Source organism: Alkalihalobacillus trypoxylicola (assembly GCF_001590785.1).
Taxonomy (GTDB): Bacteria; Bacillota; Bacilli; order Bacillales; family Bacillaceae_D; genus Alkalihalobacillus; species Alkalihalobacillus trypoxylicola.
Window position 1 is genome coordinate 67,199 of record NZ_LTAO01000002.1, and the last position, 12,756, is coordinate 79,954.

A 12,756-nucleotide genomic window follows, 5' to 3' on the forward strand; every position below is an offset into this window, starting at 1 on the left:
GGGTTGTGCGATGTATATTTCTGCAAGAGAACGAGCGATATTAAAGAGGCTCGTACTAGATAGGGAGAAGAGTCATACTTTATCGCGAATTGCGGATGCTTTAGAGGTAAGTACACGCACAATCCAGCGTGATTTAAGAGGAATAGAAGATATATTAAAAAGCTATCAGCTGAGCTTAGTTAAAAATGCTCAGGGAATGACAGTAACGGGTACAAAAGTGGCTACAGAGAAATTAGAGAGTTTTTTAAGAACTCTAGACCACGAAGAATATACTCCTGAGGAGCGCCAAATGGTGCTCCTGTCTGTTCTTCTTCATAGAAGGGAACCTGTAAAGCTGTTTGCTTTAGCAAATGAATTAAATGTTACCGTTGCGACCGTAAGTCATGATTTAACGAAGGTTGAAGGCTGGTTGGAGCAATTTCAATTAAAGTTAATCAGAAAACGTGGTTATGGTGTCGAAATTGTTGGTAATGAGGTTACGATTAGAAGGGCACTAAGTAAGTTGATAAGCGAAAACATTAATGAAGATTACTTTTATCATGCGATAAGAGAAGAAGAAGACTCAATATCAACCGATCCAATATCTAAACGACTGCTTCATTATGTAGATTTACCTACTATAAAGAAAATTAAAGATTCCATCAGTAGCTGGAGAAAATCGTTTCATGATGAAATCGCAGATAGCTCTTATGTAGGGTTAATTGTACATTTAGCACTTGCGATTGAACGCTTAAAGCAAGGTGAAAGAATTGAGCTTGAACAGCATTATCTTCAAACCTTTAAGAATTATAAAGAATTTGAAATGGCGGAATCGTTAGCCAAGAAATTAGAAAATTTATTTGAAATATCGATACCTGAGACGGAGATAGGATATATAACGATGCACCTAAGAGGTGCAAAATGGCTTCATATGGAAGAAGATGTATTCGAGGATTTAGATTTACATTTAGCGGGTAAGGTAAAAGAAATGGTTGAAAGATTAGGGATTGAATTAGATGTATCTTTTACTCACTCAGACTTGATCCAAGGATTAATTGCCCACCTAAGACCAGCTTTATATCGGATACATCAAAAAATGAAAATTCAAAATCCATTATTAAGTAAAATAAAAAGCGATTACCAATCGCTTTTTGAGCAAGTTCAAAAGGTCGTGCAAGAAGTATTCGAACCACTATATATACCAGACGAAGAAATAGGTTTTCTCGTCATGCATTTTGGTTCTGTTTTAGAAGAATTAAAAAGAGAAACAGAATTACGGGCATTAGTCATTTGCTCGAGTGGTATTGGTTCCTCTAAGCTTTTAGCTAGTAGACTGAATAAGGAATTCCCTGAAATTACCCTGCTTAAAAATGTATCATTATTTGAGCTCAGGCATTTAAATACGGACGATTATGATTTAATCATCTCCACTATTCCGATACAAGGAATGGAACGTTATTTTTTAGTGAATCCTTTTTTATCAAAAGCTGAAGTCGTAAAAATTCGTGAATATCTAGAGAATTATGTATCTACGAATAAGAAAAAGGAACCTATCGAAGATACAAAGAGAAAAACGAACGTAATACGAAGTAAAGAGGATGAATGGTTTTTCCAAAAACTGAAAACAATGAATGAAGATATCTATCAAATTCTCCATACCTTTGAATTAAAGAAATGGGAAGAAGAGTCTTTTGAAAAGAATTTATATATAACTTGTCAAGATTATCAGAAAAGAAATATGGTGACATCTAGTACCGAGGTGTTTCATGCCTTATTAGATAGAGAAAAAATCGGTAGCTTAGCTATTCCTAATACATCTCTTGCTCTTTTTCACTGTAAACATCCAACTATTCAAGTACCTTCTTTTTCTATTTATCAATTAAAACATCCTGTTGAAAAGAGAGCGATGGATAATGAAATGGTATTAGTCAATAGAGTGCTCGTTTTATTAGCTCCAGAGCCTTTTGACTCTTTTCGACTTACGCTTATGAGTTATATAAGTGGACTTTTAGTTGAAGAAGAGGATGCTATTGAAACATTTGAAACGAAGAATGAGCAAGAAATTTATCAGTATTTAGGTGCTGCATTTAAATTATATGTTCAAAAACAACTATGACAAGGAGTGGGAATCATGAAAGAGATTTTAGCAGTAGAAAATATTCAATTAAACGGTGAAGCAAAAAGTCAAAAAGAGGCGATTATTGAGGTAGGTAACCTTCTTTATGAAAATGGTTATGTGAAAAAAGACTATGTTGATAAAATGTTAGAGAGAGAGAAAATTACTTCAACATATATGGGGAATATGCTAGCCATACCTCATGGAACAGATGATGCGAAGAATGAAGTGCTAGCTTCTGGATTAACGGTCAAAACGTATAAAGAGCCAGTAGATTGGAATGGTGAACAAGTTCGCTTAGTAATAGGGATTGCAGGAATAGGAAACGAACATTTAGAAATCCTATCACAAATTGCGATTATTTGTTCCGAAGAGGAAAATGTTGAAAAAATAGTTCAAGCAACAGATCCAAATGAAATCATTAAAATGTTTTCTGAGGTTAATGAAGATGAGTAAAAAAGCTGTACACTTCGGAGCAGGAAATATTGGAAGAGGCTTTATTGGCTTGTTACTCGCTAGAGCAGGATACGAGGTTGTATTCGTAGATGTAAATGAACAAGTGATTCATGCTTTGAATGAAAAAGGCCAATACACTGTAACTTTAGCTGAGGAAAATGGTCAGGTTGAGGTCGTTAAAGGAGTGCGAGGTCTAAATAGTAATAGTCAGGCTGAGCAAGTCATAGAAGAAATAGCAAGTGCTGATTTAGTAACAACCGCGGTAGGTCCTGCTATTTTAGAGCATATTGCGAAGCCTATTGCAAGTGGACTGATTAAGCGGGCGTCAAGTGGAGAGCCTCTTATCGTAACTGCGTGTGAAAATGCGATAGGAGCTACTGAAACGTTGTGTGAACATATTCGGTCACATTTAGCTGAAGATGAATGGAAGCAAATAAATGCTATAACAGATTTCCCTAATTCTGCAGTCGATCGAATTGTTCCTAACCAGGAAAATGAAGATATCTTAACGGTGAATGTTGAGCCTTTCTATGAGTGGGTCGTGGACAAGTCCCAAATTCATTCATCGTTGCCTGATATTGAAGGGGTAAAGCTTGTTGATGATTTAACTCCATACATTGAAAGAAAACTCTTTACGGTTAATACAGGGCATGCTATGGCAGCGTATTTAGGTCATAATAAAGGGTATGAAACGATTAAAGAAGCCATTGATGACGCTCAAATTGAAGAAGAAGTACTCCGAGCATTAGAAGAGACTTCTGCTTTATTGGTTCATCAATATGGGTTTGATAAAGAAAGTCATATTCAGTATGTAAAGAAAATTATGGAGAGATTTCGCAATCCATTTTTATCAGACAAGGTTGTAAGAGTTGCCAGAAATCCACTGACAAAATTAAGCTACAATGAAAGGTTTATCAAACCAGCTAGACTTTTATTAGAAAAAGATATTGTCGAGCCCAGGTCATTGTTAAAAGGAATTTCTGCTGCGTTATCCTTTGATGTAGAAACAGATAAAGAAAGTGTAGAATTACAAAGGCTTCTTAAGACAAGTGAAATAGATGAGGCTTTAATAGAGATAACTGGATTAGATATTGATCACCCACTTACTCAGAGAATTAAAAAGAACTGGAGTATGTAGGATTGAGATGGAAGGCACAGCAAAATGCTGTGTCTTTTTTGTTTGAACTTACACAAAAAAGCTTGTCAACCTACTCATAAAACGAGTTAGTTAACAAGCGAGCATCTAGTATTTAATCTGTATGTTTGTAAGTATAGATACTGTTATACCCATTTTTCGCCCCAGAATTGAATGGCTTTTATGACAGGCTCGAGGGCTTTCCCTTTTTCGGAAAGTTCGTATTCAATCCGTACAGGCTTTTCAGGATAGACATTACGTTTAATTACATCTAATTTCTCAAGCTCTTTAATTCGTTCGGTGAGAATACGGTCGCTCATTTCGGGTATTTGCGCTTTAATTTCCTTAAAGCGTTTTGGACCATCTAATAAAACTCGAATCATTAAACCAGTCCACTTTTTACCTAATAGTTCAATGGCAAGTTCATATTTAGGGCACATTTGACTATAATCCATTACTTTTCACCTCGATCATGTTTAGTTTACCACAAAAAGAAGGTATAGAGAACTAGGTAGTAAAAAATTCATGTTAGGGGAATGATTATGGCAAACATATTAATTCCATATTATAGTGCATATGGTCACATTTTTAAAATGGCAAAGGCGGTTGAAGAAGGAGCAAAGAAAGTAGAAGGAATCGAAGTTAAGCTTGTTAGAATTAAAGAATTCGAAGAAGTAAAGGAAGTAATGTCCAATCAAGATCCGTATGTTGAGGCTCAAAAGGAACAAAATGAAGTAAAAGAAGCCACTCTTGAAGATTTACAATGGGCAGATGGAATCATCTGGGGAGTGCCGACTCGATACGGTTCAATGCCTGCTCAAATGAAGCAATATTTAGATTCAGCTGGAGGACTTTGGGCTAAAGGAGAACTAGAAGGGAAGGCAACGGCTGTGTTCACGAGCAGTGGGTCGATTCATGGAGGACAAGAGTCGACTATTTTAACGACATTAGTACCACTTCTACATTTTGGTTTAATATTTGTAGGATTACCTTACGGTGAAAATCAAGAGCAACTAACAACAGATGGTATTGGAGGAAGCCCATATGGAGCCTCTACAGTAGCCGGACCAGATGGTTCATCATTTCCTGACCCAAGAGATCTGAAAATGGCCGAACGACTAGGAAGTAGGGTAGCGGAAGTAGCAAAAAAATTAGCGAATTAAAAAAGTGAAAGTAAATAATGATTAAATTTTGTCAGTCAGAAACCAACGATATTTGGAGAATGCACGTCTTTGACTATGGAGAGGCGGTTGTTCAGGAGAAGTCGTTTATTTAAAAGACCCAGGGCTTCCCTTGAAGTGGGTCAACTCACTACAATAATCTTTCGCCTTTCCGAGTCTGGATTTAATCATTTCCGAACCTAGTTTTCATCGATATAATAGTCTGACCGAATACGTGCAAACAGATGGTTAGGTGTAGTATACTTACCTTTAGCTAATAAGAAAGGTGAGACGAACAATGAAAAAAATGTCCAATAAGGCATTGTTTATAACCATTTCTACAATTGTTGTGTTGTACGGGATTTTATATTGGGTAATAGGAAATATAATTGTCTCAAGCTAGAGCTTTGCCTATAAAAATGCTGTCAAATATTATATATATTAAGGAGTTTCTTAAACTTCTTGTAGTGTTTGTAAGTATATTTCGACGGTCATTTTTGGCATTTCCCGGGGAATATGTCGCTAATATGTAAAGCATAGTAAGTCATGTCGATGATTTGAATGAATATTGTATATTTTGTAATAAAAAGAGACCTATCAAACCACACTTCCATAAAGATGTTGAGGGAAAAGATATAGGCTTTGGTTCGGTATTCTTTAAAATTCTAACTAAAATACCTTTGAGGAATGTTCCTCAAAGGTATTTTTAAGGTTTTATACAAATTACCCCTTATTTTATGTGCTTGTTGCACTTGAATACATAAAAAACCTGTCGACTTTCTCGTTGTTGCGAGATTTTGCCGACAGGCTAAAGAATGACAAGTGGTCATGCTTTTTTTATAATATTTGCGTTAAAAATGCGGTTGCTGTACCGAAATAGATAAGTAATGAAAAAATATCATTTAAAGTAGTAATAAGTGGGCCGGATGCTACGGCAGGGTCAACTCCTACACGGTGAAGTACGATAGGTATGACTGTACCAGCGAGGGTACCTATTATAAGAGATACAAATAATGAAGTACCCACAACAGCTCCTAGTAATAAATCTGATTGCCATACAGCCGCAATGGTTGTGATGAGAATGGCGCAGGTTACACCAATCAGAAGTCCTACACGTAATTCACGGAGAATCAGTCTAGTAATAACTTTTTTATTTACTTCCGTGGTCGCAAATCCTCTAACCACAACGGCTAAAGACTGGGTTCCTGTATTTCCTGTCATACCGGCTATCATAGGCATAAAAAAGATTAGTGCGACTACTTGTTCTAATGTATCTTCAAAAAAGCTTAAAATACTTCCAGATACTAATCCGATAAATAATAAAAGCACTAGCCAAGGTAGTCTTCTAATAGCAGCAGTTCCTGCTTTCGTATTAAAATCGATATCTTTACCAGAAGCGGAGAGCTTTTCAATGTCCTCATTAGCTTCTCTTATGATGACATCAAATGCATCATCGACCGTGATAATACCTTGAAGAACATTATGGTGGTCGACAACAGGTACGGCGATAAAGTCGTATCGTTCAATAATTTGAGCAACTTCCTCTTGGTCTTGGTCAACGGTGACGGACACCACTCGACTAAACATTAAATCCTCGATAATGTCATCAATATTAGCAATAAGTAAATCGCGGTATGACACAACACCGACTAATTGTTTATCATCATTAATCACATATAAATAATATATATTTTCAGAAAAACTAGCATAGTCCTTTAATTTATCGACTGCTTGCCTAACTGTATAATGAGCATTTATCCATATGAACTGATTGTTCATCAGCCCCCCTGCTGTATCGGCAGGGTATTTCATTAAGGATTGTATTTCCTGTGAATCTTCCTTCCTCATTACATCAAGGAATTCTTGGATTTTATCAATGGAAAGCTCATTAAGAAGGTCGGCTAAATCATCGTTATCCATTAGGTTCATTACTTTTGATGATCGCTCAATCCCCAATTTATAAAGGATTTCTATTTGCATTTCATAATCAAGCTCTTGTATTAAGTCAGCGATTTGAGAAGGTGTTAAATAGAGTAAGAACTTATGGTGGTGCTTTTCAGGTAATCCACGATACAGCTGGGCAAAATCATAAGGATGAAGCTCTTCTAATAATAGTTGTAGGGAGCTCCTTTTTCCTTCACGCAAATATTTAATTACAAGTACTAATAATTGATCTTCTGTCATATTAACTGTCATGGATGACACCCCATTTCTATTCTAATTCCCTTCCTTACTTTAACGAAAAAATAAGTTGAAGTAAATTCTCTTTTTAAAAAATCTAGATTGTAAACGATTTAATTTGAACGATAGATGTTATTTAACGATAGGATACCCTTTCATGATATTCCTTACTAATGGAAAGGTGAAAATGGATGCAATTAGATAAGTCTTCTATACCCTTTTTAAACATAGATAAACGAATACTAAGTTTTCAATTGACATTGATAATCAATATCAATTACAATAATATAAAATATTCCGTTAATAATGAATAATTAAGGGAGGCTAACGATCATGTCATCTTTACTTATAGTTGGAGGGGACAGGCTTGGCGCAATTCCAAAAAAACTAAAAGAATTAGGATTTGAACATATAACCCATCTTAGTGGAAGGAAGACTCAGGCTGTAAAAAAGGAAATACCTCAGCATATCGATTTAGTGCTTATACTTACAGATTTTATTAATCATAACTTAACAACGTCGTTAAAAAAGAGAGCAACTGAACAAAATATTCCTATCTGTTTTGCTAAAAGGTCATGGTGTTCTATTTATAGCGCTATTGGTCAATGCGATAATTGCCTTTTAAAAAATAACTGTATTTCTATTATCAATGTCTAACTCTACATAAAGTTCTATGCTTAGAAAGTTTAAAGCTGTTGTGTTGAAACGCTACAAGGAAACCTTAATTTCACTTTCTTGATACGAAGAATGGAAATCGGGCCAGAATTTGTTTTAATTAATCCAATGGTGTGTAAAGAGTGCATATTTAAACAACTTAAGAGACCGTGGGAAAACTAGCTTTTGATACAAAAAAGAACTCCATCTTTTGAAAAATAGGGATGGAGTTCTTTTTCTATTTGTGGAGCTGAAAGGAAAGGGGCATTGCCTTGTTATTGGCGCTGTATTTCCTCATATTACGCCATTAAGGCAAACTGATTACATTTTTCACTTTCTTGATCCTCCGGACTGAGTATCAAGTGAGCCTAAATGAGCCTTCAGTTAGCCGATGAAATTTCATCGGATTTCTTTTTACTTAGAGGAGGGTTTTGTCCCAGCCCCTTGGATTTGTAAATACTTTATGGAAGTTGGAATCTAGCGGACACAAGGCACGGACGCGGAGTGCCTTGGGAGAGCGGATAACCGAACGCATAACATGTGTGGAGCTCTTCATTTTTAAGTATTGTCCCACCCTCGTTCAAATTGGGAAGAAACTCTATGAAATACTTTAACTAGCGGACGGAAGACAGGAGGCTCCAGTTGTCTGCCTTGAGGGAGCAAATAGCCGGAGAACCTACTTATTGTTTAACTCTTATATAATCGTTGTCCCAGTTACTTTTTTTATACAAATCGACTTAGTAAACCAATTAATACAATAACTCCAAAAGCAATCCAAAAGACCTTTCCTATTTTTAATTGGCTGTTGCCGAATTTCTTATTATTCCAACGATTAGGGTTGAATTGAATTTCATCAGGATCCTTTTGTTGAACCATGTTAATGGGACGATAAAAGGGTTTAACTCCATTTAATAAAAGAGGAATAATAGCTGCTCCGGCAATTGCACCAAAAATGTGAGCGTAAATATTAATATTAGAGTTAACAAATGTCATGACAATCCCAGCGATAAAAATCATTAAAATTAATTGAGAATTGTTGCGATCGATTAAGTCTTTTCGAAGAAGTGCAATAAAAAAATAAGCTCCAAATATACCGAAAATAGCACCAGAAGCACCTAAGTGTGGTGGATAATCTAGTCCTCCAATAAAAAAGGTGGCAATATTAGCTAAAATTCCTGAACTTAAATAGAGAAGGATGAACTTAGCTTTACCTAACATCTGTTCAAGTGGTGGACCAAAGATAACAAGTGATGCAGAATTAAAGAGTAGATGTGTTAGAGAAACATGCATAAAGATAGGTGTAACTAAACGCCAGTACTCACCGAGCTCAACTCCTAAATTAAATCCTACTCCCCTAAATCGGATCCATTCGCCTCCGGGTAGTAAATTAATCCATAAAAAGATGATTAAATGAATAGCAATGATAATAGTAATAATCGGGTAATTTTTTCTGAATGTATAAAAGTTCTCTGTACGACTGAACATAGAGATCCTCCTAACTTAATAAGTACATAATATTATAGCAAATATATATTCCTCTTAGATCATAATAAGCTTATGATAGGATGGAAATACCTTTATAATAAAAAAATAAATGTAAAAGATACTTATCTTCATATAGGGATAGATTGAATAAAGGAAGTGAATGAAATGATTATAGGTACCGGTATCGATATTGTGGAACTTTCTCGAATTGAAAAGCTTATGCTAAAAAATGAACGATTTGAAAAAAAAATTTTAACCAAAACAGAATATAGTAAATTTTTGACTTTAGGAAACAAGAGAAAAGTAGAATATCTAGCCGGTCGTTTTAGTGCGAAAGAGGCCTTTGTAAAGGCTGTAGGAACGGGGATTGGTAAGTCATATAGCTGGCATGATATTGAAATATTAAATGATAGCAGTGGAAAGCCTTATATTAAAAAAAAGGTAAATGAACAGATCCATTTGTCCATTTCACATAGTCAATTTTATGTGGTTTCTCAAGTAATTATTGAACGCTTGTCAAGCTAGTCTGCATATTCACTCAGGTTGTCTCATATATTTGTAATGCGGATGGGAGAGTAGAGATGAATGGATGAAAAGTGAGTAGGTTTATCAGGGTTTTTCAAAGAAATGAACCCTCACTACTCGCCTTTTTCTAAAAAGTTCTCTGCTTTGGCATCAAATGAGGCAAAGGGGTGAAAGCATGAAGAAGGTAAGTTGGGTGATAATAGGATTATTTTTAATGATCTTTATGGTTGGATGTGGTGAAAAATCGCAAGAAGACATTATGTCAGATCTCGAAAACAAAATGTCAGACATGGCTGGTTACAAATCTAAAGCAACTATGACTCTTGAGACAGGAAATGAGCCTCAAACATACGAAGTAGAAGTTTGGCATCAAGCTGATGACTTTTATCGAGTTGCATTAAGTAACGAGAACAAGGATCAAAGTCAAATTATTTTAAGAAATAATGATGGAGTGTTTGTTCTAACTCCGGCATTAAATAAGAGTTTTCGCTTTCAAAGTGATTGGCCTAAAAACAGTAGTCAGGTTTATTTATATGAATCATTAATACAAGATATTTTACTGGACCCAGAAAGAACCTTTACTTCAACGGATGACCATTATATCTTTACAACGAATACTAATTATCAAAATAAAAATCTTCATACGCAAGAGGTTATTTTAAATAAAAAAGACCTTACACCTACACAGGTTAAAATTATGAATACCGATTTAAAGGTGCTTGTACAGTTAGATTTTAGTGGATTTGAGCTAGACCCGAGCTTTAATGAAGGTGATTTTGATATGGATCGAAATATGACTGCTGCTACATTAAATGAAGTGCCGACAATGGCGGAAGAGATTGAACCGATGACGGTTTACTTCCCAATGTACACACCTGATGGAACTGAGTTAGATGGTACTCCACATAAAGTAAATTCTGATACAGGTGAGCGTTATGTCTTAAAATATTCTGGTGAAAAATCATTCACTATTGTGCAAGAGCAGGTAGAGAATGTCCCTGCGCTATCAGCGATGAATATATCGAATGGCGATCCGATTGACCTAGGCTTTACGGTCGGTGCTATGACAGATGAATCACTGATGTGGTCCTATAATGGTGTAGATTTTTATCTGATGTCAACAGACTTAAACACTCATGAAATGATAGAAATTGCTCAATCTGTTTATGGAACAGAAGAAAAATAAACTGGATAACAAAAGAAGGGCTCAGCTAAATGTAACAGCTGAGCCTTTTTTGGTAAAAACTATCATGTAAGTGAATCTTTTTGAGTAAACGAAACATACTAAACAATAAAGGAATTACTCATTCCAATTTTTGTTTACATGACGATCTTCATTGACTTCTCTTTCTAGCGAAACGATAATAATAAGGTATTTGAAATGTTCGAAAGTTGGATGGTGGAAAAATGGACAATAACCTATATTATCGTGATACCTGGGCAGAGATACATTTAGATGCAATTGCCGAAAATGTAAAAGCGATGAAGGAGTTCTACGATTTTAAAAAAATGAATATTATGGCAGTTGTAAAGGCGAATGGATATGGTCATGGAGCCATTCAAGTCGCTAAAACAGCGATTGAAGCTGGTGCAAGCCACTTAGGAGTTGCTTTATTAGAGGAAGGAATTGAGCTTAGAAAGGCAGGGATTTCTAGCCCGATTCTAATGATGGGAAGAATTAGGCCGAGTGATGTTGCTGTTGCTCAAAAGCACCAAATTACGATTACCGTTTTTCAAAGTGAGTGGGTAAAAGAAGCGAGTAAGCATTTAGTGAAAGAGTTACCATTATATGTCCATTTGAAGCTAGATTCAGGAATGGGTCGTTTAGGATTGCGTAATAGTGCTGATATTCAAGAAACATGCTCTCTTTTGGAAAAAAACGATATCTTTCATATAGATGGAGTATTTACTCATTTTGCAACGGCAGATGAGAAAGAAACGGATTATTTTAATAAACAGTATAAACGCTTTGAAGAGATGTTAGGATGGCTTCAGGAAAATCGTGTCGATGTTGCTAACATTCTTATTCACTGTGGAAACAGCGCAACGGGGTTAAAATATCCAGATAAGACATTTAATCTGTTTCGTTTTGGGATCTCCATGTATGGATTAACGCCGTCACCTGAAATGACTAATGAGTTACCTATTCCGTTAAAGCAAGCGTTTGTGCTGAAATCAAAGCTTACTCATGTGAAAAAGCTTAAATCAGGTGAAAGTATAAGCTATGGTGCAACTTATACTACAATGGAAGAAGAATGGATTGGAACGATACCTATAGGCTATGCAGATGGTTGGATTCGTGCTAATAGCACAAATGAAGGATTTATCCTTATTAATGGAGAAAGTGCACCTTTTGTAGGTAGAATTTGTATGGACCAATGTATGGTGAAGCTTCCTAGAGAATTTGCTGTCGATACAGAAGTAACCTTAATAGGACAGACGTTACCACTAAATATGGACGTTGTAGCAGCGAGATTAGATACGATCAATTATGAAATCCCATGTATTATTACGGACCGTGTTCCGCGGGTTTATTTCAAGAATGGAAAGTATGTCCAAACTTTAACAAAATACGATAAAAATGAACAAAACTAAAAATCGCTAAGTCAGATGAACTTTTATAAAGCAAATAGAAGGAAATAATTTTCTGACAGTTTCCAAAAGTGCTTTGCAAATCACCTAATTGAATGATATGATTATTTTGGAATGAAGATGTACGTGCTAATTATTGGGGATTAATTCTAATTTTATAACGGTCGTTGAATGTCGGGGGTGCGTTAAATATGTCGGATCAAAAGACAACAGAAATTGTCGTTAGATTACCACAACATTTGTTAAACGAGGTGGATGCTTTCATGAAGCAAGAGGAATTAAACTATAATGAATTTGTAGCAAAAGCAGCTAAATTGTACATTCGTGAAAAGAAAAAACGTCAAATTCGAGAGACCATGCAACAAGGTTATATGGAGATGGCTAAGATTAACCTTAATATTGCATCTGAAGCTTTTCTTGCCGAGGAGGAAGCAGAGAGCACTCTTGATCGCTTAGTGAGTGGGGTGTAGTCC

12 protein-coding genes are annotated in these 12,756 nt (G+C 35.6%); 9 read left to right on the top strand and 3 right to left on the bottom strand.

Annotated elements, in window-relative coordinates; genetic code table 11:
* Positions 1-10 precede the first annotated feature (10 nt).
* From AZF04_RS03255 to AZF04_RS03265, 3 genes are read left to right on the top strand one after another with little or no spacing between them, the layout of a single operon-like run.
* Positions 11-2,095, top strand: coding sequence for a BglG family transcription antiterminator (locus AZF04_RS03255; protein WP_061947553.1), 2,085 nt, complete (start codon positions 11-13; stop codon positions 2,093-2,095).
* Between the two features lie 15 nt (positions 2,096-2,110).
* Positions 2,111-2,551, top strand: a complete 441-nt coding sequence (locus AZF04_RS03260; RefSeq protein ID WP_061947554.1) for a PTS sugar transporter subunit IIA — start codon at positions 2,111-2,113, stop codon at positions 2,549-2,551.
* Positions 2,544-3,689 carry a mannitol-1-phosphate 5-dehydrogenase gene (locus AZF04_RS03265; RefSeq protein WP_061947555.1) on the top strand — a complete coding sequence of 382 codons (1,146 nt, stop codon included), beginning with the start codon at positions 2,544-2,546 and terminating at the stop codon, positions 3,687-3,689. The genes AZF04_RS03260 and AZF04_RS03265 overlap by 8 nt, the downstream gene beginning before the upstream one ends.
* A gap of 143 nt (positions 3,690-3,832) precedes the next feature.
* On the opposite strand, the gene AZF04_RS03270 is transcribed toward AZF04_RS03265, so the two are convergent.
* Entirely contained in the window at positions 3,833-4,141 is a 309-nt protein-coding gene (locus AZF04_RS03270) for a winged helix-turn-helix transcriptional regulator (protein ID WP_061947556.1), read from the bottom strand.
* Positions 4,142-4,228: 87 nt separating this feature from the next.
* On the opposite strand from AZF04_RS03270, the gene wrbA reads away from it, so the two are divergent.
* On the top strand, positions 4,229-4,849 hold the full coding sequence (gene wrbA / locus AZF04_RS03275) for an NAD(P)H:quinone oxidoreductase (protein WP_061947557.1): 621 nt from the start codon (positions 4,229-4,231) through the stop codon (positions 4,847-4,849).
* An 834-nt stretch (positions 4,850-5,683) separates the two neighbouring features.
* On the opposite strand, the gene mgtE is transcribed toward wrbA, so the two are convergent.
* Entirely contained in the window at positions 5,684-7,042 is a 1,359-nt protein-coding gene (gene mgtE / locus AZF04_RS03280; RefSeq protein WP_045482332.1) for a magnesium transporter, read from the bottom strand.
* Between the two features lie 318 nt (positions 7,043-7,360).
* Between mgtE and AZF04_RS03285 the strand changes: the two genes are divergently transcribed.
* A complete protein-coding gene (locus tag AZF04_RS03285; RefSeq protein WP_061947558.1) occupies positions 7,361-7,684 on the top strand; it encodes a DUF2325 domain-containing protein in 324 nt (107 codons plus the stop codon).
* Positions 7,685-8,404: 720 nt separating this feature from the next.
* Here AZF04_RS03285 and AZF04_RS03290 read toward each other — a convergent pair.
* A complete protein-coding gene (locus AZF04_RS03290) occupies positions 8,405-9,166 on the bottom strand; it encodes a rhomboid family intramembrane serine protease (RefSeq protein ID WP_061947559.1) in 762 nt (253 codons plus the stop codon).
* A 165-nt stretch (positions 9,167-9,331) separates the two neighbouring features.
* Between AZF04_RS03290 and acpS the strand changes: the two genes are divergently transcribed.
* The 4 genes from acpS (at position 9,332) to AZF04_RS03310 (ending at position 12,753) form a co-directional block, all read left to right on the top strand.
* Positions 9,332-9,691 (top strand): holo-ACP synthase, encoded by a 360-nt coding sequence (gene acpS, locus AZF04_RS03295; RefSeq protein ID WP_061947560.1) that lies wholly within the window; start codon positions 9,332-9,334, stop codon positions 9,689-9,691.
* A 175-nt stretch (positions 9,692-9,866) separates the two neighbouring features.
* Positions 9,867-10,877: a LolA family protein gene (locus AZF04_RS03300; RefSeq protein WP_061947561.1), complete on the top strand. Its 1,011-nt coding sequence runs from the start codon at positions 9,867-9,869 to the stop codon at positions 10,875-10,877.
* A 221-nt stretch (positions 10,878-11,098) separates the two neighbouring features.
* Entirely contained in the window at positions 11,099-12,286 is a 1,188-nt protein-coding gene (gene alr / locus AZF04_RS03305) for an alanine racemase (protein WP_061947562.1), read from the top strand.
* Between the two features lie 188 nt (positions 12,287-12,474).
* Positions 12,475-12,753: a CopG family ribbon-helix-helix protein gene (locus AZF04_RS03310; RefSeq protein WP_045482304.1), complete on the top strand. Its 279-nt coding sequence runs from the start codon at positions 12,475-12,477 to the stop codon at positions 12,751-12,753.
* Positions 12,754-12,756: the final 3 nt, after the last annotated feature.

What these genes read in the sequence shown, in the direction of transcription:
- AZF04_RS03310 (WP_045482304.1), top strand. Translation starts at nt 12,475, where the DNA reads ATGTCGGATCAAAAGACAACAGAAATTGTCGTTAGATTACCACAACAT.
- AZF04_RS03290 (WP_061947559.1), bottom strand. Translation starts at nt 9,166, where the DNA reads ATGTTCAGTCGTACAGAGAACTTTTATACATTCAGAAAAAATTACCCG.
- AZF04_RS03260 (WP_061947554.1), top strand. Translation starts at nt 2,111, where the DNA reads ATGAAAGAGATTTTAGCAGTAGAAAATATTCAATTAAACGGTGAAGCA.
- wrbA (WP_061947557.1), top strand. Translation starts at nt 4,229, where the DNA reads ATGGCAAACATATTAATTCCATATTATAGTGCATATGGTCACATTTTT.
- mgtE (WP_045482332.1), bottom strand. Translation starts at nt 7,042, where the DNA reads ATGACAGTTAATATGACAGAAGATCAATTATTAGTACTTGTAATTAAA.
- AZF04_RS03285 (WP_061947558.1), top strand. Translation starts at nt 7,361, where the DNA reads ATGTCATCTTTACTTATAGTTGGAGGGGACAGGCTTGGCGCAATTCCA.
- AZF04_RS03300 (WP_061947561.1), top strand. Translation starts at nt 9,867, where the DNA reads ATGAAGAAGGTAAGTTGGGTGATAATAGGATTATTTTTAATGATCTTT.
- acpS (WP_061947560.1), top strand. Translation starts at nt 9,332, where the DNA reads ATGATTATAGGTACCGGTATCGATATTGTGGAACTTTCTCGAATTGAA.
- AZF04_RS03270 (WP_061947556.1), bottom strand. Translation starts at nt 4,141, where the DNA reads ATGGATTATAGTCAAATGTGCCCTAAATATGAACTTGCCATTGAACTA.
- alr (WP_061947562.1), top strand. Translation starts at nt 11,099, where the DNA reads ATGGACAATAACCTATATTATCGTGATACCTGGGCAGAGATACATTTA.
- AZF04_RS03265 (WP_061947555.1), top strand. Translation starts at nt 2,544, where the DNA reads ATGAGTAAAAAAGCTGTACACTTCGGAGCAGGAAATATTGGAAGAGGC.
- AZF04_RS03255 (WP_061947553.1), top strand. Translation starts at nt 11, where the DNA reads ATGTATATTTCTGCAAGAGAACGAGCGATATTAAAGAGGCTCGTACTA.